This window comes from Singulisphaera photorubra, assembly GCF_045290345.1.
Taxonomy (GTDB): Bacteria; Planctomycetota; Planctomycetia; order Isosphaerales; family Isosphaeraceae; genus Singulisphaera.
The window spans coordinates 4,582,478-4,605,243 of the sequence record NZ_CP155447.1 but is presented as its reverse complement, the minus strand read 5'-3'; the positions used below and the strand labels follow the sequence as shown (position 1 = coordinate 4,605,243).

13 protein-coding genes and 1 pseudogene are annotated in these 22,766 nt (G+C 61.6%); 7 read left to right on the top strand and 7 right to left on the bottom strand.

Annotated features, from left to right (window positions below; all coding sequences use genetic code 11):
• Positions 1 to 43 precede the first annotated feature (43 nt).
• Positions 44 to 1,333, top strand: coding sequence for a 3-phosphoshikimate 1-carboxyvinyltransferase (gene aroA, locus V5E97_RS17350; RefSeq protein WP_406700552.1), 1,290 nt, complete (start codon positions 44 to 46; stop codon positions 1,331 to 1,333).
• Here aroA and V5E97_RS17345 read toward each other — a convergent pair.
• Entirely contained in the window at positions 1,291 to 2,448 is a 1,158-nt protein-coding gene (locus V5E97_RS17345; protein ID WP_406701178.1) for a M28 family peptidase, read from the bottom strand. The genes aroA and V5E97_RS17345 overlap by 43 nt on opposite strands.
• 342 nt (positions 2,449 to 2,790) lie before the next feature.
• On the opposite strand from V5E97_RS17345, the gene aspS reads away from it, so the two are divergent.
• A complete protein-coding gene (aspS, locus tag V5E97_RS17340; protein ID WP_406700551.1) occupies positions 2,791 to 4,551 on the top strand; it encodes an aspartate--tRNA ligase in 1,761 nt (586 codons plus the stop codon).
• A gap of 171 nt (positions 4,552 to 4,722) precedes the next feature.
• On the opposite strand, the gene V5E97_RS17335 is transcribed toward aspS, so the two are convergent.
• Complete coding sequence (locus V5E97_RS17335; RefSeq protein ID WP_406700550.1) at positions 4,723 to 5,577, bottom strand: acyl-CoA dehydrogenase; 855 nt, start codon at positions 5,575 to 5,577, stop codon at positions 4,723 to 4,725.
• 312 nt (positions 5,578 to 5,889) lie between these two features.
• Here V5E97_RS17335 and V5E97_RS17330 point away from each other — a divergent pair, with 312 nt between their 5' ends.
• Positions 5,890 to 6,522: an NUDIX domain-containing protein gene (locus tag V5E97_RS17330; protein WP_406700549.1), complete on the top strand. Its 633-nt coding sequence runs from the start codon at positions 5,890 to 5,892 to the stop codon at positions 6,520 to 6,522.
• An 18-nt stretch (positions 6,523 to 6,540) separates the two neighbouring features.
• Here the strand turns inward: V5E97_RS17330 and V5E97_RS17325 are convergent, their stop codons facing one another.
• The 5 genes and pseudogenes from V5E97_RS17325 to V5E97_RS17305 all read right to left on the bottom strand — a co-directional run bounded on the left by V5E97_RS17325 (position 6,541) and on the right by V5E97_RS17305 (position 16,484).
• Positions 6,541 to 7,032, bottom strand: a complete 492-nt coding sequence (locus V5E97_RS17325; RefSeq protein ID WP_406700548.1) for an acetolactate synthase — start codon at positions 7,030 to 7,032, stop codon at positions 6,541 to 6,543.
• A 226-nt stretch (positions 7,033 to 7,258) separates the two neighbouring features.
• Entirely contained in the window at positions 7,259 to 9,628 is a 2,370-nt protein-coding gene (locus tag V5E97_RS17320) for a c-type cytochrome domain-containing protein (RefSeq protein WP_406700547.1), read from the bottom strand.
• A gap of 308 nt (positions 9,629 to 9,936) precedes the next feature.
• Positions 9,937 to 12,387 (bottom strand): DUF1549 domain-containing protein, encoded by a 2,451-nt coding sequence (locus V5E97_RS17315; RefSeq protein ID WP_406700546.1) that lies wholly within the window; start codon positions 12,385 to 12,387, stop codon positions 9,937 to 9,939.
• Between the two features lie 78 nt (positions 12,388 to 12,465).
• On the bottom strand, positions 12,466 to 14,913 hold the full coding sequence (locus tag V5E97_RS17310) for a PPC domain-containing protein (RefSeq protein ID WP_406700545.1): 2,448 nt from the start codon (positions 14,911 to 14,913) through the stop codon (positions 12,466 to 12,468).
• 264 nt (positions 14,914 to 15,177) lie between these two features.
• Positions 15,178 to 16,484, bottom strand: a pseudogene (locus V5E97_RS17305) (DUF1501 domain-containing protein).
• Between the two features lie 555 nt (positions 16,485 to 17,039).
• Here V5E97_RS17305 and V5E97_RS17300 point away from each other — a divergent pair.
• From V5E97_RS17300 to V5E97_RS17285, 4 genes are all read left to right on the top strand, one after another.
• Complete coding sequence (locus V5E97_RS17300) at positions 17,040 to 18,980, top strand: M1 family metallopeptidase (protein ID WP_406700544.1); 1,941 nt, start codon at positions 17,040 to 17,042, stop codon at positions 18,978 to 18,980.
• Positions 18,981 to 19,032: 52 nt separating this feature from the next.
• Positions 19,033 to 20,061 carry a methionine synthase gene (locus V5E97_RS17295; RefSeq protein WP_406700543.1) on the top strand — a complete coding sequence of 343 codons (1,029 nt, stop codon included), beginning with the start codon at positions 19,033 to 19,035 and terminating at the stop codon, positions 20,059 to 20,061.
• 169 nt (positions 20,062 to 20,230) lie between these two features.
• Complete coding sequence (locus tag V5E97_RS17290; RefSeq protein ID WP_406700542.1) at positions 20,231 to 20,668, top strand: hypothetical protein; 438 nt, start codon at positions 20,231 to 20,233, stop codon at positions 20,666 to 20,668.
• 307 nt (positions 20,669 to 20,975) lie between these two features.
• Entirely contained in the window at positions 20,976 to 22,733 is a 1,758-nt protein-coding gene (locus tag V5E97_RS17285; RefSeq protein ID WP_406700541.1) for a cation:proton antiporter, read from the top strand.
• Positions 22,734 to 22,766: the final 33 nt, after the last annotated feature.

The following is a 22,766-nucleotide window of genomic DNA, read 5'->3' as shown; positions in this document are numbered from 1 at the left end:
TTGTAGAGATTCCACCTTAACGATTGCTGATGGGAATGTGCTGATGACTGAGAATGTTCGAGAACTGACCGTGAAGCCCTGGTCCGGTTCGCCGCCGACTGCGAAAATCCGGGTCCCCGGCTCCAAGAGCCTGACGAATCGGGCCCTAATCGTGGCGGCTCTGGCCGACGGTCCGAGCGTTTTGTCGGGAGCCCTGGATTGTGATGACACGCGTGTGATGGTTGACTCCCTTCGCAAGCTCGGAATCGCCGTCGAGCATGACCTGGAGGCACGGACTCTGACGGTGCCAGGGTGTGGCAACAAGATCCCCAACAGGGATGTCGATCTCTTTGTGGGAAATTCCGGAACGAGTTTGCGATTTCTCACGGCCATGGTCGCCACAGGGCAGGGGACGTACCGACTCGACGGCACCCCTCGGATGCGCCAGCGGCCCGTCTCCGACCTGCTGATGGCGCTCAATGGTCTTGGATCCGACGCGCGAAGTGACCTCGAGACGGGCTGCCCTCCCGTAACGGTGAAGGCCAGAGGACTCGACGGAGGAAATGCCTTCGTTCGGGGAGACGTTTCGAGTCAGTTCCTCAGTGGACTGCTCATGGCGTTACCTTACTCCCGGGAAACGACGACCATCGAGGTGGATGGTCCGCTCGTTTCGCTGCCCTACGTCACGATGACGATCGAGGTCATGGAGTCGTTCGGCGTGCGGATTGGCAACCGCAAGAATCGTCGGTTTGACATTCGCCCCGCACGTTATACCGGGCGGCCTTATGCGATCGAACCCGATGCTTCGGCCGCGAGTTACTTCTTTGCACTCGCCGCGGTGACTGGCGGATCAATCACGCTGGAAGGTCTGGGAAGCCAGAGTATCCAGGGAGATCTCGGCTTCGTCGACATCCTCGAGCACATGGGATGCAAAGTCGTCCGCGAGCGCGGGGCAACGACCGTCACGGGAGGCCCGCTGAGAGGGGTCGACGTGGATATGAACGCGATCAGCGACACGGTCATGACCCTGGCGGTAGTCGCTCTGTTCGCGCAGGGGGTCACGCGAATCCGCAACGTCGCCCATATCCGTCATAAGGAAACCGATCGGCTCACGGCCCTGGCAACCGAACTGCGGAAGCTAGGCGCCCGCGTCGACGAGCATCCCGACGGACTTGTCATCGATCCTCCGGCTCAGCTCTCACCGGCCCGGATCGCGACTTATGACGATCACAGAATGGCCATGTCATTTGCGATCGCTGGCCAGAAGGCTGAGGGGGTCACGATCCTCGACCCTGACTGTGTCGCGAAAACTTACCCAGGTTTCTGGGACGACTTGAGCAAGCTCTCGACCTGAGGACTTTGGCCCTCCAGCCGAGCCCAGCGCATCGCGATCTCGGTGGCCAATTGCGCGGTCGCCGCAAGGCTGGCCGGTTCGATCCGGGTTCCTTTCCGATCCCCGGCCAGACTGATGGCCGGGATTCGGTTGAGCGCGAACGGCCGGTGATCGAGGCCGCACCACGACCTCTTTTTCACGTGGTAAGGAATCCAGAGACTTTTGGCGGCCGCTTGCGCGACTTCGAGCCCTTTCCCCGTTCCGAGTACCATCACCTCGGCTCCTAGCCCCGGGGAATCCAGGTTGATGACGAGCGTGGGCTTGGGAGGCCAGTGGCGGCGGATGTCGTCAGCGAGTGCCAGCGCTCCCAATTGCCCCGCGGAACAGGCACTCACCGCCACCAGCCGGAGCTCGACCCGTTCGTGTAGCCGCGACGGGAGCGACTGGGCCAACTCCGCGATCAGCGCAAGCCCCGTCCGGTTATCACCGGGCGAAGGGCGTTCCGCTCGCAACCAGTACCGCGCCTGGAAGAGAAGTGAGACCAGAAAGATTCCTGCCGCCGACCACGCAGACCAGACGGGCGAAGGGCTGAGGAACACGAGCACGATGAGGGCGAGGAGGACCGCGTTGCTGATCCCATCTTCCCGATTGGCAACCCGGAGCGGGGTATCGAGATGAGTCAGAATGAAAACACGGGCAGGACGATTGTCTGAGCCGGGTCGGTCGGCGATCAAGTTGACCATCTGCGGTGGCTCCTTGGCCGATCGCCAGGCCACGAATCGTTCTCGGGCGATCTTCACGCCTTGACGTCCGACAGCCAACCGCAGCAGGCCCCCGATCAGCAGGAAGGCAGCGAAGAAGAGGCTCGCACGTGACCGTCGCGGAAGACCTGGAAAACTCAGTTGAAGGGCCTTCCAGAGGGAGTATTCTTCGAACACGAGCGTGAGCAACAGGATCATCACAAGCGTCGAGAGGCGGCAGCCCGTTCGCGTGACCGCCCGGCCGACGCGCCAGCCGGCCGTTTCCAGATGCTTAGACAACAGATCGGCGGCGCGAAGCTCTCCTTCACTCCCGGTTCCTCTGGAGAAGTCGAACGTCTTGACCCAGTTCATGGCCCGATCGATGTCGAACTTCATCACGGAGCGTACCTTATCACTGTGCCGAGAGGGCCGGCCGGGTCACGTTTCCGTCTATTGTGCTCAGATGGCGTCTCGCCTCACAAGTTTGTCCCCTTGAGACTTGCGAGTCCAACCCTTCGGTTCGATGGGTTGCGAACGATTCCGTCCACGGCTGGCAAACCTGATTCCCGGGTCCGTTGACGCGAATGATTCTCTCCAGGGGTGAGTGAACCCAACACTCGGGAAGTTTGTCCAAACCTTGGTTTGCTTGACGGTTTGCGTGAACTCGGGTTACTCTGAAACCCCGACGAAAATGACCGAACTATCCGAACGCACGAGGCGACCGAAGACGCGACGACCATGCTCAAACGGACACATACTTGCGGTGAATTGACACTCGACCAGGTGGGACAGACTGTCACGCTCAACGGCTGGGTCGACTCCTGGCGCGACTTTGGGGGACTCGTCTTCATCGACGTGCGCGACCGTTACGGGCTGACCCAGTGTGTGTTTGAGCCCGAGGTCGGTGCCGAGCTCCAAGCGGCTGCGCGTGAGCTCCGGAGCGAATATGTCGTCGCGATCCGAGGGGTCGTCGCTCCTCGGCTCCCGGGCAAGGAAAACCCCAACCTCAAGACCGGTGGCCTGGAAGTTCGGGCCAAGGAACTTGAGGTCCTCAACGCGACGCCGACTCCCCCGTTTGAGATCAAGGGGGCCGAGGCCAACGAAGAGCTTCGCCTGAAGTATCGCTACCTCGATCTGCGTAGGCCGGCGATGCAGCAGGTCTTCATCATCCGCCACAAGATGGCCCAGGTGATGCGCAACACGATGACGGCCGGTGGTTTTCTCGAAATCGAAACCCCGATCCTTGGACGGAGCACCCCCGAAGGGGCACGTGACTTCCTCGTCCCGAGCCGGGTTCACGCAGGGCATTTTTACGCGTTGCCTCAGTCGCCTCAGCTTTACAAGCAAGTTTTGATGGTGGCTGGGTTCGACCGTTACTTCCAGATTGCCCGCTGTTTTCGTGACGAGGATCTCCGGGCCAACCGCCAGCCCGAGTTTACTCAGCTCGACATTGAGATGTCGTTCGTCGAAGACGAAGACGTGATGACCGCGATGGAGCCGATGGTCGCCTCAATGGCGCAGGAGTTTACCGGCGAAGCGCCGACGCTCCCGCTGCCCCGGTTCGAGTATCACGACGTGATGGAACGGTACGGCAATGATCGGCCCGACCTCCGCTATGGGTTGGAATTGAAGGATCTTGCCGACCTGGCGACTGAGACCGAGTTCAAGGTCTTCCAGCTCGCGCTCGAAAATGGCCAGCGAATCCGAGGGATTTGCGCTCCGGGAGCCGGCCAGAAGTACAGCCGCAAGGACCTCGACGGCTTGACCGAGTACTCCGCCACCTTCGGCACCAAGGGCCTGGTCTGGCTCAAGGTGGAAGAGGCGACGTTGACCGGACCGACCGCCAAGTTCTTCACCCCGGAACTGCAAACGAAACTCCGCGAGCGGTTCGAGGCCAAGCCGGGCGACTTGATCTTGATCGTCGCGGATAGCCAGGCGGTGACCAGCCAGGCACTCACGAACTTGCGGACACGACTGGCCACCGAGCTGAAGCTCTACGACCCGAAGTCGTACCATTACTCGTGGGTCACTCGCTTTCCCTTGCTCCACTGGGACGCCGAGGAAGGGCGTTACGCCGCGGAACACCATCCGTTCACGATGCCCCTGGCCGAAGACCTTCCTCTGCTCGACACCGACCCGGCTCGAGTTCGAGCCCAGGCCTATGACCTTGTGATCAATGGCGAGGAAGCCGCCGGTGGGACGATCCGGTGCCACGACCCCAAGATTCAATCCAAGATTTTCAGCCTCCTGGGACTGACCCCCGAGCAGGCGGAAGAGAAGTTTGGATTCCTCCTTGGAGCCTTGCGCAATGGGGCCCCGCCGCACGGTGGCATCGCCTTTGGGTTCGACCGGCTCGTCATGCTTTATGCCGGATTGACCAACATTCGCGATTGCATCGCCTTCCCCAAGACAGCCCGCGGCACGGACCTCATGACCGGCGCACCAGGCGGCGTCGATACGCGTCAGCTACGTGAGTTGAATATCCGCCTGGCTGATTAAACGAACGGACGGTTTCTACCCCACTCCGCCTGGCTTAGAATTCCTCGACTAGAGGAGCGTCGAAAGCCAGGGGTGAAGCCTCTGGAAAATCAACGAAGGGCGACCGTCAGCGCGAAACTTTCGCGATTGACGGTCGCCCCGGCCCATTTAGGGGCTGCGAAGAGCAAAGGCCTAGATGGAGCAGAGGCCGGCGAGGTCGCGAATCGCCGCTTGGGCGACGGGGCTGGGGCAGGACCAGACCAAGAAGAACAGGGCCTGGCGCGCCCAGCGTTGCGCGGGCTCGCTCCGGAGAAAGCCAGTCCCCTTGCGGGCCGTGAGGTACGCCTGGGTGCTCTTGAGAACGAGCGCATTGGCCTGAGAGCGGATTTGGCCCGGAGACAACGCCTCGGCCTCTTCGCGTGCGGTCCGCATCAAGGCGAACCAGAGTTCGTTCCAGGTGGTGGCCAGAGCATCGGCTGGCTCATCAAGTTCGCTTCGTGACGAGATCTCGGCAATCAGGGCATTCAAGGCGGCTCGCGCCAGGCCCAGGGCGAGGGCCGAGGTCTCCAATCCACCGGTGCCTGCTGCGCCCGGGGTCACGATCACATTCGCAGAAGGACCAGCGAGAATCTCATCGGCTGTGATGTCGACCTGATGGCAAACGACCTCGGTCGTTCGTGAGGCCTGGAGCGCCGCCAGGTCGAACGGGGGAGGGATTGTGAGGCCGGGTCGATTGGTTGGCAGCGCAATCAGTAATTGCTGCCCATCTTCCAAGACCGCCCCCGTCACGAGGACGTCGGCTCGTTCGGCCGCGGTCACCCAGGGCATGGTCCCGTCCAGTCGATAGCCACCCCCCGCTCGCGCGACGGCTTTCAAAGCCTGGGCCCCGTGTCTGCGCGAGGTCGTCAGTTGCGAGATCCCGACCGTCGTGAATGCCCCTCGGTCGGCAATCGCGCGGATCCAGGATTCGGCCACGGGCCGGTCACGAGCGGCCAGCAATCGGCGGAGCCCCGAGTCGTGCTGCGTCAGGATGAACGCGGCGGTCATGCTCCCTTCGGTGACTCTTGCGTATCGCTCGAGAAGTTCCGTGCGCCCGCACTCATCGCCGCCGATACTTTTAGGGAGAGCCCAACGCGGTGCCCTGGCCTCCGTCAAGAGGCTCCAAAGAGTCTCGGGCCATGCACCCGACTCATCCGCGGGCCCGTCGGCCTCCGTGAGTCGGGCAATGCAGCGCCGCAGACCTTCATCATGGTTGGTTTCGGGCCAAGAAATCAGCTTCGTAGATAGTTCGTTCATCAAGGTAGTCTGACGCAAATTCAGACCCAAGCCAACTACAAATCGACCGGAGACGCGATCGCGATGGCCGCTTCTTACTGCTACAAGTACCCGCGCCCGGCGGTGACCGTCGACTTCGTTGTCTTCGCTCTGGTAGAGAAAACGCTCAAAGTCCTGCTCATTCAACGTAAGCACGATCCATTCGCCGGCTCATGGGCGATCCCCGGAGGATTCCTGGAGATGGATGAGCCCGTCGAAACCGCGGTGCGACGGGAGTTACTCGAGGAGACGACGCTCGACTACAAGGGGCCCGTCGCTCCCATCGGAGTTTTCGGCGCACCGGGCCGCGATCCTCGAGGCAGGACGATCAGCCTGGCTCACGCGACGGTCATCCGGACACCCTTGCCCGAAGTCGGAGGGGCCGACGACGCTGCGGAGGCAGGTTGGTTCGAGCCGCGGGCCGCCTCGCCGTTGGCGTTCGACCACGACGCGATCATGGAAGCCGCATTGGCCTGGCTCGGGCGCGATGTAGTGGAGGGCCAGGCTGGGCTGGCGATTCTCCCACCTGTGTTCGGCGACTCCGAGATTCAGGATTTGTTCCGAGCGATCGGCAAGAACGTCCGGTCGGCAACCGCCTGGCGGAACCGGCTCTTACGCGCGGGGAGAATCAAGCCGGTTCCTCGTCGCGACGGACGATATCGATCGACCGCGAAGTAAACGACAATCCGCCGGATGTCAGGCCGAGAGGTCGGCCTCGCAAACGATCTCGAAGCCCATCGCGTGAAGCGCTGTGCCTGCCTGTTCGATACTATCGACGTGCAAGGCCACGGCACAGCGGCCACGCGGGTGAATAATTAACGGATAAGCATAGTGAATGTTGATTTCGGCCTGGAGCAACGCCGCGCAGAGGTCGGCTAATGATCCGGGACCTGAGGGAAGCTCGGCTCCCAACAATTCGTTTTCGGCGAATGCGAGCTTGTGCAAGGCGAGGATCTCGCGTCCTTGCTCAGGATGGCTCAGGACGAGCCTGAGAATCGAGCAATCCGCCGAGTCGGAGATGGTGAGTCCGACGATCCTGACCTTGGATCCGTTAAATGCGCGGATCACTTCGAGCAACTGGCCGACTCGGTTCTCCAGGAAGACCGAGAACTGAGTCAGTGAGGGCCAGTTACGACCCTGCATCGTTTCAAAGTCGACCTCGCTGCCGCCACTCTCGCCAAAGCTCATGGCGATCCTCGTCAAGTCGTCGGCCGTGACCATGGCCGAATTTGGTTACTGATTCCTCACCGAAGTCTAATGCCGAAAAAGACTCCGGTCAATGCCCACCCAAGGCAATCGACCGGAGCGGATTGGACGCTCCGATCGATTGCATGGGGTGGTTGACCTGTGAGCCGGGACCATCGCGAAGTCATCGGCTCTCGAGCTCCAACGACCTGGCCCCGAACGAACGTGGTCAGGAGCTCGGGGGCGGATTCGTGGCCACGGCGGCTCGGGCGGCTTCCTGCGTTTTCTTCTCAAGGGCGAGGGCATCGCGCTCCGCCCTGAGCGTTGCAACCTGAGCCGCGGCAGCATCACTGGCGGCTTTGCCATCGGCGAGCGCCTTATCCACGGCCGCCTTCTCGGCGTTCACTCGATCGAGATCCGCCTTGCGGGCGACAACGACGGCCGTAGCGGCCTGGATTGCGGGCTGTGTGGCCGCCTTGGCGGCGTTGAGGGCCGTTTCGGCGGCTCCTCGCTCAGTGATGGCAACCTGCTCGGCGAGCTTGGCAGCCTCGACGGCGGCATTGGCCGCCGCAATCTGTGTGGCCACCGTTTCCACCCCTTTCACGGCGCCTGCCTTCTCAAGTCCGGCTCGCTCAAAAAGCACCTGAGCGACCGCCTGCTGGATCGTGGAGGTCTCAACTTCCAGGTGAATTTCGGTGGATCGCTTTGCTTTTTCGTTGAGGCCAGCGACCACCGCATCGAATGCCGCTCCGGCCGCTGCGGTTTTCAGTCCGGCCAGGGCCTCGGCGATAGCACGCTGTTGCGCGTCTTGAGCGGCCTTGGCTTTCTCTACAGTCACGCCCGCTGCCGTGAGAGTGTCCTGGGCCAGTTTCTCGGCTGCGATTCGATCGACGACGGCCTTATCCGCGACCCCCTTATCAACGTTCGCCTTGGTGGCGGCCGCCTGCGCTGCGACCAGAGCCGCTGCTGCGGCTTGCCTGGCAGCGTCCTTCACCTTGAACGCCTGATCGGCGGTTGTGACCGGCGCGGTTTCCGTGGTAACCGCTTGCTCGGCCGCGTTGAAGGCGAGCTGAGCCGCGGCCACGGCAGCGGCTTTCTCGGTGGGAGCCGCCATGAGCGGAGCCACTGCTTTCGCGGCCACATCGGCGGCGGCTTCGGCAGCGGCCAGGGCCTGGATGGTCTGCTCGAGTCTTGTCGCCAGTGCCGCCGGGTTGGCCACGAGGTTTGCCCGACGGGTGCCATTATTGGCATCCCAGACGCGGACTTCGCCGGACCAATCGCCGCCGATGACCGTGGTCGAGTCGTGAGTGAACACGGCTTCGAGCGCGAGGTCGTTGAACGCTTCGAGGTCTCGTTGCTTGGCGCCAGCCGGGTCCCAGACGCGGGTCACTCGATCGCGGCCGGTGGTGACGAGACGACCGTCCTTGCCGAAGCGAACCGAAGCCACCCCGCCCCCATGCGCGGCGATATTCTTGATGGCGGTTCCCCCCTCCATTTCCCAGAGCCGGACCGTTCCATCTTCACTGGCCGAGGCCACGACGTTGGAATCGAGCCGCCAACTGATGTCGGTGATTGCCAGCGTGTGGGCCCGGAGGTCATAGAATTCACGACCGGTCACAGCTTCCCAAACGACGAGACCGTTATTCCGGTCTCCTGATGCGAGCAAGACCCCATCGGGGCTGAACTCCAGGGCGGTGACCCACTCGGTGTGCTTCTTTGATTCGTAGACCAGTTGACCGTCGGCCGTGTTGTAGACCCGGAGGATCTTACTTGGCCCGCCCAAGGCCACCAGGCCATGGTCGGGGCTGATATCGGCCGCCAGCACGCTGTCGTATTCTTTGCCGATCTCGAAGACGCGCTTGCCCGTCTTGACGTCCCAGGCCACGGCAATTCCCGACTGACCCCCTCGTCCTCCCCCCGCCAGGAGCAAGCCGCCGTTGCGGCTGAATTTCAGGACGTGGATCGTGCCCTCCGGGAAGGGGATAACCCCGACCAGGTGGTTGTTCGTCGTCTGGTAGAGCAGGATTTGTTTGTGCCCTCCGATCGCGACGAGCGGGGCCCAAGGACTGCTGGCCATGGCGATGACCGCATTGGGCTTGGCCGACACGATGACCGGTTCGGTCACCAGGTTCTCGGGCATGGCGGGGGGGCCGACCGGCTTGCCCGCTGAGTTGGGATCGAGCTTGAACTCAAACTTTGGCTTGGCTTTGACCGCGGCCATGCTCCCTGAAGCCTCGAGAGCTCCTCCTTCGATCCAGGCCTTGATCGTTCCGAGCTCCTCGTCCGGGAGCTTGGGGGCGTTCGGTGGCATGGTCGGTTGCTCGCTATGAGTCACGAGCTGATAGAGCGTGCTCGAATCGGGGTCGCCCGGTTCAACGACCTTCCCCGACCCGCCGCCTTGCATGGCGCTGGAGTATGTCTCGAGATTGAGCCCCCCCTTTTGCTTGTCGGCGTTGTGGCAAGAATTACAACGGTTCTTGAAGATCGCTGAGACCTGGTCCTGGTAGGTGACCTTGGTCTTGGCATCCGCCGCCAGTGACAGGGAAGGCGCGAGGGCGATGAGGCCGCTCAGGATGATGCCGGTCGTGTTCAGTCGCATGGTCTCGAACCTCGCCATAGGAGTCGTGCTTGGCCGCTCATAAGCCTCGCGGTCGTCTTCGTCGGGTGGGCACGGCCCACCGGGTTCAGCCTTGAGGAGAGGGGGGCGGTGTCCCCATCGCTCACTTCGCTCTCAGTCTCTCTCAGCAAAGCCCAATCCACGGTGGGCCGCGTCCACCTTAGACGAGCTTAGGGGGCATCCAGTACTTGATTGTCGCGATCCGAGTCGCACGGCCGGGCTGGCCGGCCGTGCGAATGGTTTTTGTAGATCATGGCTCGGCCGTTGCTAAGGTGATGCCGGATAAGCCATTAGTGATTGAACAAAAACTCACGGCTATTGAGCAACGCCCAGAAGATGTCTTCCATGGCCTGGGTCTGATTCGCTCCTTCGCCGAGGACCGGCTGGAGCTTTTCAAGCTCCTCCTTCGTCGGCTTGCGTGAGAAGCAGCGGATGTAGAGCTCGAGAATTCGTTCTTCGGGAAACTTCTTGGTGGTGGCGAGCTTGGGAATGAGCCCTCCTTCGCGAATCTTGGCGTTCACCGTCTCGCCATTGAGCAAGTGCAAGGCCTGAGAGAGTGTCGGCTCCATTTTGACTTCGCAGGAGCAGACCGTTTCTCGGGTCGCGCGGCCGAAGGTGGTGAGGAAGTAGGTCGAGCTTTTTCCGTCTGCAATCTGGACGGCACGCGCTCCCAGGGGGAGGCCGCTGAATTTGTCTTTCGTGTCGGTGACCGCGCTAATCGTGTCGAGCAGATTCTCGGCCTTGATCCGCCTCAGGTTGGCGTGTGCGAAATTTAGCTCGTCGGTCGCGTTGCTTTCGTTTCGCTGGGTGGATCGCTGGTAGGTCCTCGAGTTGCAGATGTCGCGAACGATTGTCTTGAGGTCATATTTCGAGTCGGTCAGCCGCTTGCCGAGCGCAGCGAGCAACTCCGGGTTGGAGGCGGGGTTGCTGACCCGGAAATCGTCGATCGGCTCCACGATGCCCGCACCCATGAAGTGGGCCCAGACTCGGTTGGCGAACGAGGTGGCGAACCAGGGGTTGTCGGCCGAGGCGAGCCACTTGGCAAGCACCACGCGGCGGTCTTTACCGGCCACGTCGGGCGTCTCGCCGCCGAGGAATTTCGGTTTCATGACTCGGCCGTCGACGGGATGTGTCACCTCTCCCGCGCCGGAGTTGAAGACGATTGACTCGCGATAATCCTCTCCGACCTTGCGGCCGATCTGCGAGAAGAAGGAGGCGAACCCGTAGTAGTCATTCTGAGTCCAGCGGTCGAACGGATGGTTGTGGCACTGGGCGCACTGGATTCGCATGCCCATGAAGACTTGCGCGACGTTCTCGGTCAGGAGGAGATTGCCCCCGGTTCCGCTATAAAAATTGGTCGCCGGATTCTTGAAAGTGCCGCCGTTGGCCCCGAGGAGGCTCTGGACCATCTGGTCCATCGGCATGTTCTTCGACAGGCTTTCGACGAGCCAGTTGTAGTAGAGGAACATGGCCTTGTAACTGACTTCGATCGATGACTTGACCTGGAGCAGCTCGGCCCACTTGTTGACCCAGATCTCGGAAAACTCTTTCCGCTCAAGGAGCTCATCGATCAGCTTGGCGCGCTTGGTCGGGTCCGTCGAAGTGGTGAACCGCTGGTACTCCTCGACGGTCGGAGGCAGGCCGACGATGTCGAGCGAAACCCGGCGTAGGAAGGTTTCGTCGTCGCAAACACCCGAGGGGATGATTCGCAGCTTGCGGAGTTTGTCGGCGACGAGCTTGTCGACGTAGTTGACCTCAGGCTCGGTGGGAGACTCGAACTTCAGCCCTTTGGGCAAAACGATCATCTCGGAACCGACGGTGAAGGCATCGAAGCGTGCCATGACAAACGCTTCGCCGCGGTCGCCGGCGGTGACAAGTCCCTGAGCGTCGATGGCCGCGGAGCTCTCGTTGTTCGTGAGGAAGAGACAGAGCCGGGTGACGTCGCGGTCGGTGCCATCTGAGTAGCGGGCACGAGCCGTCATCTGCTGGGTCGTGCCCTTGCCGTCGAGCACCGCCTGTTTGGGATAGAGCTCGACGGAGAGCACTTTGGGCAGCGTGGCCGCGTCATCGTTGGGCACGCCCAACTCGATCCAGCGGTGGAGCGTCTGGTAGATTTCGCTGCCGGGCTCGACCCGCTTGCCCCCCGTATGCTGGACCGCGCCGGTGGCTTTCTCCAGGAACGTGCTATCGGCTGGAACCGCGAGGTTGATTCGCCGGCCGCTCATTTCGCGGGTCAACCGAAAGTGGTCTCCGTCGGGATCGAAGCCGAAGATGGAGAGCCGGAACCCATCCTTGCCGCGGGACGCTCCGTGACAGCTTCCGGTGTTACAGCCCGCCTTCAAGAAGATGGGCATGACGTCCAGCCGGAAGCTGATCGGGGTTAGGGCCGTGGCCTGCGCGACTTTGATCGGCAGCACTTGGGAGAGGCCGCTGAAGGCGACCGTCAAGGTTGTCTCCCCATCCGTCACGGGCCAGAAGGTCGAGCCGTCCCGCCGGACGAGCTTGGTGTCGGCGACGGTCATCTCCGCCTCACGAGTGACATCGCGAGTAATGCCATCCGCATAGGTCGCCTGAACAACCACGGCCTGGCGATCGACGGCGGTCGCCAGTTGGATGTCGGACGGGAAGACCTCAATCTTGGTGAGGGCCGCCTGCGGGGCCTGGGCCATGGCCAGACCCGTGAACGGAGAGAGAGCGATCACTCCGATGAGTCCGCGGGCGAGTCTCGTTGCGATCATCATCTCGTGTCCTCAAAGCGCTGCACGGGTGGGTAAACGATGCCAGATCAAGGCGTCGAGTCTAAAAAAAGGTGGCGGGACTTATTTGCTTGCGGCTTCGGCACGTTGTTTGGCTTCGAGCCGGAGCTGCTCAAGACGGCTGAGCGGGCGTGCCGGCGCGGCTGCGGGCATGGGAGCCGGGGCTGCCACAACCGGCGCGGCGGGCTTGGCCGCGGCTTCGGTGGGCTTGGGGGGGATCGGCACGTCGATTCTCAACTCGCCCGTCCCGATGTTGTGCACGATCGGTTCCCCGTTCTTCGTGATCACGACCTGGCAAAACAGGCTGGCATGCTTGCCTGCGGGCGATGTGATGTCGGTCTTGATCGGAAAAACCAGGTCCGTCGTGGCCTTGTTGATCGTTTTCGGCTCGGTCGTCACCTTGTTGGGGAGTCCGATCAGGGCGACGGTTGCTTCACCGTCGAAATCAACGAGTTTGGCCACCTTGACGACCAGAGGGACGTCCTTGCCTTGATCGACGGCGGCCGACTGGTAAGTCAACCCGACGAATGGGGTGGCGATGGTCAGGGCGGCCAGTTGCGTTGAGACCAAGACCGGACCCGTCGGACCGTTGGAGGAGCCATTGACCACGATCTTCCAGGTCTTCACCTCAGAGCCGACCGCCGCATTGAGGGGAATGAGCGCCTCATTCTGGTTCTCGGGGATCGCCACTCCTCCGGCGGAGCTGATGCCGGGAGGGTTCCAGGGGAGCGAGACGGCGATCGGGGCCGTGAAGCCCGGCTTACGTTTCGCGACCACCTTCAAGTTCATCGAACCACCGTGGACGAGCGGGACCTTGGGTTCGACGATTTCGATCGAGTAGGGGGCCTCTTCAGTAACGGCCACGGCCAGTGAGTCAACCGTGCGGGTCCAGAACGGAACATTGTTCTGCCCCAGGACGAGCTCGATAATCTGGCTGAACTGAGAGGGTACGACGACCTTGGGGTCGACCGGTTTGCCCGCGAGTAAGGCCAGGGAGGCCGCGGGTGCAGCGTCCGGCTGGGCCGTGAAGAGCACGGGATAGGTCGCAAGGCTAGCCGCCATCGTGTCCGCCTCGAACGTCACTCCGGCCGGAAGATTGGCGGCGCTGATTGCAAGGTCGCCACCGAAGTCGGCGCGGCTGGCATTGACGAGGATCGCCTGCCGGTTTCCCTTGGGAACCGCGACGGCGATCGTGCCCGTCCCTCGAATCAGCGACTCGCTAGGAACGCTCAAGTTGAGCTTGGCTTCGACGGGGCTCACCTCGATCCGGTAGGCGTAGTTGGGCCCGCCGTTGAGCAATTGATCATGAACCCAGATCACATACTCGCCGTCGGCCGGGGCCCCGAATCGAATGTAGCTGTCGGGTCCGGCGCTGTCGTCGTTGCCGGCGATCGCTCCACCGCTCCGCGCTCCGATGTAGAGAACCGAGTCCAGGGGTGAGCGGAGCGATCGTGCAAAAACACGGATGTCGAACGCTTGTCCTTTGACGGCCTTGAAGACGAAACGGTCGACGTCTCCCGGCTTGCCAATCACACCGTTGAGGGCCAGGGGAGGACTGAACGGAGTCGCGGTCCCGTTGTCGTCGTTGGGCTCGACCTCGAGCACATTACCGAAGGGAGAGAGCCGGAAGCTGTTTGCGTAAGGGGCGGAACCCTTATCGTCCGCGGCGACGATTCCGTATCCCTCCTGGGGCACAGCCGGGAGCGTGACTTTCGTCGTTCGATCTCCCGTAACGTCACCGATCCAGGTGATGTCGACAGCCTCTCCGAGCTTCCCTCCCGAAGGCAGGGTCGCGGTCGGTCTCGGGTAGTTTCCGACATGCACCCGGTAGAGACAGTTTCCATTCCCGGCATAAGCACTTTCACGAACCTGGATAATGTACTTGCCATCCTCGGGAACAACGATCGATGCTTGGGCGTCCTGCCAGACCAACGCCGTATCGTCGCTCGAGGCGAGCTCAAATCGCTTCGCGTCCATGATCGCGACGTAAGGGTCGAAGAGCGAGATCCCGAGTCGAATTCCCTCGACTTCCGCTGTGATCCGCTCGCCCTTCTTGGCATCGACGACGAAGAAGTCCACGTCTTCGTTCTCAGCAACGCCGTTGACGGTCGAGTTCATCGCGATCACTTGCGGCTTGGTGAAGTCGTTGTTCGGCTCGACTTCCGTGACTTCCGGTAGAACGCCCACACTAAAGGACCGGGCTTCGCTGATTCCCGTGTCGGTGCGAAGCCGCAGCTCGTGAAGTCCGAGAGGGCAGTCCGGTGCGATCACCAGCGTGGCCTTTACCTGGGTATCACTGGGGGCTTCGATCTTCGTCGTCTTGATACCAGGGTGATAAAACAAGATCTCCCGCGCATCCTTGAGCCTCGCGCCGGAGAGCGTGATCTCGAGTTCGGTTCCTCGACGCCCTCCCATCGGCCGAATTGCCGTCATACTCGGTGAGGACGCCATGGCCACGGGTGTACCGAGGAGAAGGACCGCGAGGAAAATCGACGGATTCGGACGCATCATGGAAGTCCCCTCTGGTAGGGTCGACGAAGCTCAGGCAGGTCGACGCTCGCCGGGACGTTAGGTCCAAGGCGAGGCGGATTGGATCGGGATCGGCGGGGTTCTCGGGCAAATTTCGAAGGCGAGCCCGGCAAGCGGGGCGGCAACGCCCCCGAACTCGGTGGAGTGAGCTACTGACAACCGGGTCTTCGGATCCACGGCTAACTAGCTGCCGGGGAGACGTGCCCAACGCACTGGGCACGCCTCCATTTTTTTTTTTGGCTTGGATCAGGCCAGGAGTTCAGTGCGGACCTTTCCGCCATCGACGATTTCGATCGGACGGCCACCGGGGGCCATCAGTTCCTTGTCGGCGACGATGCCGAGCTGGTGGTAAACCGTCGTCGCCAAATCCTCGGGGCCGATCGGATCCCGGTCGGGCTCGCTGGCCGTGGCGTTTGAGGCCCCATGGATATAGCCCTCTTCACTCCACCACCGGCGAGGACCACGCTGAAGACCTTGGGCCAGTGGTCGCGCCCGGCATCCTTGTTGATCTTGGGAGTCCGCCCAAACTCGCTCGAGACCATGACCAGGGTGCGGTCGAGCAAACCGGTCTGATCCAGGTCGGTGATCAGCGCGGCGTAGGCCTGATCGAAGGCGGGCATTTGTCCCTTCATGCTCGCTGCAATGCCGGTGTGCAAGTCCCAACTGCCGTATTGCAGGCAGACCAGGCGGGCACCCGCGGCGACGAGTCGCCGGGCCATCAACATCCGCTGTCCGGCTGCGTTCCGACCGTAAGCGTCACGGAGTGCGGCGGGCTCGGCGTCGATGTTAAAAGCCTCACGCGCTTTCTGAGAGCTGATGAGGCTGTAAGCGCGATCGTAGAACGTATCCATCGCCTCCAGACCGTCGCTCTTTTCCTTCTTCGCAAAGTGATCGTTGACCGCCCCGAGAATATTGCGCCGGGTTGCGAATCGCGAATCATCAATGCCATTGGGCAGGTTCAGGTCCTGAACCTTGAACCCACCCGCCGCAGGATCGCTTCCCAGGCTGAACGGCGAGAAGGAAGAACTCAGATAGCCGGTTCCCGCATACTCGTTGGGGATGCTCGGGATGCAGACGTAGGGAGGTAGGTTATTCCGGGGTCCGTACTCGTGTGAGACCACGCTGCCGATGCTCGGATACTGGAGAGCAGGGCTGGGCCGATAGCCCGTGAACATGTTGTGCGTGCCCCGCTCGTGGGCTGCTTCACCATGCGTCATCGAGCGGATCACCGTGATCTTGTCGGCGATCTGGGCCGTCTTGGGCAGGGTCTCGGAGAACGATTCCCCTTCAATCTTGGTCGCGATCGAGTTGAGCTCGCCTCGATACTCGATGGGCGCGAACGGCTTGGGATCGAACGTCTCCTGGTGGGCGATTCCCCCAGGCAGGAAGATGTGGATCACCGAGTCGGCCTTGGCGGCAATCGGCGCATAGGTCTTCAGGTCGGCCTTCGCCTTTAACCTGAAGAGCTCGCCCAGGGTCAGGCCGAAGCCCATCGAGCCGACCGTCAGAAATCCTCGGCGACTGAAAGGGCCGCTCAGGTAGGCATCTGCCATCGATGGTCTCCTTTGGTGAGAATTACGAGGTCGTGCGATCCCATGCCAAGGCCGAAGGACGTGCCTTCGCCCTACCGATCCTCCGATCGCCCGACTCGACAAGTTACGGTACGACCTTTTGTCTCGTCTGCAACGTTATCGCGGAGGGTTCAATCACCAATCCCATTGAACTGCAAGCCAGATCAAGGGATTGGCCAGGCAAGCGGGTGGCAGGAGTTCAAACTCAAGAGCGAACGCGGAGGGTCAACTAGGCGATTGGCAGATAAGTATCACGCCAATGTTCAACAAGAATCGTCAACTTACTGTGACATACGGCATTAATGCAATCAGCGTTGGCGCTATTTTGGATCAATTTTTCAAGTCCCCGATCGGACGTTGCCTTCGAGCAGTCGAGGCCAGCAATTGCGGTCGTTCTTTCCTGGGATCAGTATAGGCCCCGGATAACCAGTAGTGGAAATGGTGGTGATGGCTCGCGAACTCCGTTAGATTCAGCGAATAGGTCTCCCCAACGCCTCAGGCGTCGATACCGCCATCGTTTCCCGGAAGGTCCAGGTTATGCCGATCGGAATGATTGCAGCGACGGGAATGATCATGCTGGTTTTGATCGGTTTCGACCAGGTGGTCGATGCCGGCCAGGTGGTTACAAGCAAACCGGCGGAACGCGACCTGCATTCCCTGGGGAACCCGGAGCAGGTTCGGGTGAGTCGGGTTGAACTCGACCTGAGTGTCGACTTCGAGAAGAAGGAACTGCAGGGGACGGCTACGCTCGCGTTCCGAAGGATGCCGGGATGTCCTCCAGGGACCCCACTCGATCTCGATACGCGCGATCTCAAGATCGAACGTGTAACGGCGGGTGGGAATGATGATGCAATGCACGAGGTTCGCTTCGAGCTTGGTCACGAAGCAGCTAACCCCGCTCGTCCTGAGTCTGAGTTGAAATGGGAACGTCTCCTGGGGACCCGCCTGAGGATTTTTGTGCCGGATCAGGCGACCCGGGTCCAAGTGACTTACCGGACCGCTCCCACCGCCAGCGCCTTGCAATGGCTCGATCCACCGCGAACGGCGGGGCGGAAGAAGCCGTTCCTCTTCACCCAATCCGAGGCGATCCATGCCCGATCCTGGATTCCCCTCCAGGACTCGCCAGGGGTGCGGATCACTTATGCCGCAACGATTCACGTTCCCGAAGGCCTCAGCGCTGTCATGAGTGCTGACCATTTAGCAGGTCAAGCAGGTCAAGCAGGGCAGGCAGGCGCTCGCTTCGAGATGACCCAGCCGATCCCTCCGTACTTGATTGCGTTGGCCGTTGGTGACCTCGCGTTTCGGGCGCTCAGCCCTCGTACGGGCACCTACGCCGAACCGTCGGTTGTCGCCGCGGCTGCGAGTGAGTTCGTCGATACCGAAGCGATGATCAAGGCGGTCGAAACCCGATTTGGTCCGTATCGTTGGGGGCGGTACGACCTGCTCGTCTTGCCTCCGAGCTTTCCGTTCGGCGGAATGGAAAATCCCAAGCTGACATTCGCCACTCCGACGATCCTCGCGGGGGATCGCTCGTTGGTCTCCCTCGTGGCCCATGAGCTGGCGCATTCGTGGTCGGGCAATCTTGTGACGAATGCCACCTGGCGTGATTTCTGGCTCAACGAGGGCTTCACCGTTTACCTCGAACGTCGGATCGTCGAAGACGTCTTCGGCCCGGACCGAGCGGCGATGGAAGCCGTCCTCGGTCTTCGTGAACTGCGCGAAGAACTGGCCGCGTTTCCCCCTCGCGACCAGGTCCTTCATATCGATCTCTCCGACCGCGACCCCGATGACGGGATGACTCGGATTCCTTACGAAAAAGGGGCCCTGTTTCTGACGACCATCGAGCATGCGTTCGGTCGAGAGCGATTCGATGCGTTTCTTCGAGCTTACTTCGACCATTTCGCCTTTCAAAGTATTACGACCGCCGAGTTCGAGCGCTACCTCCAAGACCAACTCCTCCAGACCGACCCGGCCGCGGCTGCGAAGCTCAACGTTCAGGCCTGGCTCCACGAACCAGGGCTGCCACCCGGCTTTCCGGAACCAAAGTCGTCACGCTTCACCGTAGTGGCTACCGCGGCGCAAGACTGGATCGATGGCAAGTCTTCCGCGGAACAACTGGCCACCCAGGGCTGGTCGACTCATGAGTGGCTCCACTTTCTGCAAGCGCTCCCCTTGGAGTTGCCTCCGGAAAAAATGACCGCGCTCGACAAGGCCTTCGCGCTGACCGCCACGGGGAACTCTGAGATCACGCAGCAATGGTTGTTGATGGCGATCCGCAATCACTACTCGCCGGCAGACGCGCGGATCGAGGAGTTTCTCACCTCGATCGGCCGCCGAAAGTTCTTAATGCCGCTCTACGGCGAACTGAAGAAAACCGCGGAAGGAACAACTCGCGCCAGAGCGATCTACGCCAAGGCGAGACCGTTCTACCACCCCATCGCCGTGGAGTCGGTCGATCGACTGCTGGGCACGCCTTAGTCTTGGATCATGGTGATTCTTTCTAGAGACGCCGAACCGGAGAGACGCGATCATGCCTGAGATGCTGATCCCCGCCACCGTGATCGGAAGCTGGTCCTTTCCGGGCTGGTACGAGAAGTTCGTGGCCGATGTCGCCGCTTCCCCGGACCAATTTGGGCCGATCGATCGAGAAGAAGCGCTTCGCGACGCCGTCCGACTGGCGATCGACGACCAAATCCGCGCGGGCCTCGAACGGGTTACCGACGGAGAAATGGGGCGTGTTGACTTCAACCTCGGTTTCTACGACTTCCTGCAAGGGATCGAGCCCCTCGGAACCCTTCGAAGATTGGGAGCTCCCGCCCACGACCAACGCACCAAGTATCGGTGCGTGGCGCCGCTCTCCGCACCCGAAGGTCTTGGGATCGTCGAGGAGTATCATCGCCTCCGTGCCTTGACCGATGCGCCTGCGAAGATGCCAATCCCCGGCGCGTTCACGCTCGCCGGCTGCATCTCGGGGGGAGAGTTGTACCCCGATCGCAACGCCGTGACCGAGGCCCTGATCCCGATCGTCAACGCCGAGCTCAAAGCCGCCGTCGCCGCAGGCGTCGATTTCATCCAGCTCGACGAGCCGAGCTTCGCATGCCACCCCGACGATCCCGACTATTTTCTCGATGTCATCGCACGCACTGTCGACGGAGTCAATGCTTACGTAAGCATGCATATGTGTTTTGGGAATTATCGTGCGCGGGCTGTGGGCTGGCGCACGTATCGTCCGCTCTTTCCACACATTGGTCGAGCGAAGGTGAACCAGCTCGCCATGGAATTTGCCAGCCGGGAGATGGCTGAGGTGGAGTTGCTCAAAGAACTGCCCGAGTCGATGGCCGTTGCGGTCGGTCTGGTGGACGTCAAGAACACTTGGATTGAGCCCCCGGAATTGGTCGCCGATCGGCTGCGGATCGTGCTCAAACAGGTGGGCGCCGAGCGCGTCTCGGTCACGCCGGATTGCGGTTTCTCGCAGACCGCTCGCCACATTGCCGTTGCCAAGGCAAAGGCCATGGCCGAAGGCGTACGCATGGTCCGCGCTTCCCTCGGCCAACGTTGAGACGGAAGCCTTTCCTTCAGGAACAGGCTGGGAATTCATGGGGCGAGAGTGTGGCTTTCGCCTCCCGCGGGCGGCCCAGTGGGGCCGCTCTTCGTTTCGAACGAGGAGAGCTCGCCTTTCCCCAGCCAGTTTTGGGGAGTAGAATATTGGGAAATGGGAGATTTCGCGTATGACAAGGGTGCATAATCAGGAACGGATCTCAACCCACTTCGGGTTGATCGTGCCTGCTTTTTGCGCGGTCATCCTCTCACTGCTCCTTGCCCACATCACTTCTCCTGCCTTCAGTTTCTCTCAGGCACACGCCATCGGGCACGTCAGAGTCGCCGTGCGACCGAGTCTCTTCGACGAATCGGCCCCCCGCCCATCGGTTTCGCCTTCCCGGCTCGGAGATGACGGCCAAGTCTTCGCCACCACCCTGCTGGGACACGCCCAGCTCGCGTCGAGGATCGTGGTGGTTCGACACTTCAAACCTGCGGCGGCCCTCGATCTCTGCGGGATGAGGATTCGGCCCCAACGTGGCCTCCTCGTCCAGGGCGGCTCGCCTCTTCGAGTGTCACAAAACAGGTCCGCTTCGCTCCATGTCCTGCTCTGCATCTGGCTGACCTAGCCGACTCCACGCCCGGCTCGCCTCGGGAAATCTCGATAAGTTCCTGATCTCAGGGAACGAGGGCAACGGCGTTGGGGCTCCTTCGTCCGGGATGTCTCGTGAGGCCTGCCACCGCGGTATGGCGAGCCCGACGATACGGGGTTCACTGAAGAAATCTTTCGACGGTCGGTCCTCTCGTCCGTTAGTGTTCGACTTCATCCTTGGTGAGTTGACCTCGCGGAGAAGCGGTCCTGTTGATCGCACAGTGATGGCGATTGCGTCGTCAAACCACGATGAAGTTTATGAGTCGAAGTGTGGAGGGATCACCGTGCATGATGTTTCGCTGATTTTGCTCATCACCATTGGGCTTGCGTTCGCCCTCCTATTCGGCGCGATTACCAACCGCCTGGGACTCTCACCGATCGTGGGTTACCTCCTCGCTGGGGTGATGGTCGGTCCGTACACGCCAGGTTTCGTCGGGGACGCGAATATTGCGTCCCAGTTGGCCGAGATGGGGGTCATCCTGCTGATGTTCGGGGTGGGACTCCATTTCCATGTCGAGGACCTTATCCGCGTCAAGTCGATCGCGATCCCAGGCGCGGTCGTCCAGATTACAGCCGCGACGATCTTGACTGCCGGAATCGCGGTCCTTCTCGGCCGACCCCTGAGCACCGGACTCATCCTCGGAGTCGCCGTCTCGGTTGCGAGCACCGTGGTACTCATCCGGGTGCTCATGGACAACGGAGTGATGCACACACCGCAGGGGCATGCCTCGGTCGGTTGGCTGCTCGTCGAGGACCTGTTCACAGTCGTCGTCCTGGTCGTACTCCCGGTTTTGAAGGATGCAGCCGGGGGGGGAAATCTGGCGCTGGTCGGGACCTCGCTCATCCTGACCGCGGTCAAGATCATCGCGCTCGTCTTCCTGGTGCTGGTGGTGGGTAAGCGAGTGCTGCCCCTGTTGATGAATTCCATGGCGCGGACGCGTTCCCGCGAATTGTTCACCCTCTCGGTGTTGGTCGTCGCCATGGGTGTTGCGGCCGGCTCGGCGCTGGTATTCGGTGTGTCGATGGCGCTCGGCGCGTTCCTCGCCGGGATGGTGGTCGGTCGGTCCGATGTGAGCCACCAGGCGGCCTCCGACGCCTTGCCGATGCGTGACGCCTTCGCCGTGCTCTTCTTCGTCTCGGTGGGGATGCTCTTCAACCCGGCGGCGACTCTGGCGAACTGGGACCTCACGCTCGGCGTCTTCGCGGTGATCTTCATTGGGAAGCCTCTTGCCGCGCTCGGGATTGTGGTCCTCCTTGGCTACCCGCTCCGAACCGCTCTGACGGCGGCCATGGCGTTGGCCCAGATTGGTGAATTCTCCTTTATCCTGGGCGAAGAAGCCCGTTCCCTGGGTTTCCTGTCCGAGGCGGAAACCAGCGTGCTAGTGAGTTGCGCCATCGTCTCGATTACCGTGAATCCGCTCATCTTCCGCCTGATCGGTCCCCTGGAACGTTGGTTGCTGGCGAGGCCCACGCTCGGGCGATGGCTGACGGCGCGGCCGGGTGACGACGCGCTCACGAAGCTCGGCGAGTCGGACGACGTCGAGACCTCAGGCGCGAGCGCCGTGGTGGTGGGTTACGGCCCGGTCGGCCAGACCCTGACGCGAATCCTCAGGGATTTTGCCATCAATCCAATTGTCATCGACCTGAATGTGGATACAGTCCGGCGGTTGCGGGCCGAAGGCATCCGTGCGATTTACGGTGACTCCAGCAGCAAGGAAATTCTCTCGGCGGCGAGGATCGAAGCAGCCGAGTTTCTCCTCGTAACGCTCCCGGATCGATCGGACCGCATTCCGATCATCGCCACGGCGTTGTCCCTCAATCCAGGCTTGAAGGTGCTCGTCCGGGCTCGGTATATCAACGAGCGGGAGACGTTGGAACGCCTGGGCGTCGCGGCGGTCGCATACGAAGAGGCTGAGGTCGCGGTCGCCCTGGCCGAGATGTTGCTCCAGCAGATTGGGGTCAGTGAGGAAAACCTCCAGGCGAGAGCTGCCGCGATCCGAGGAGAACTGGCAGTCATTCGCCCTCGGGTCGAGGTCCATTGACCCGGATTGGGAAGACTACGTGAAGTTCGCCGG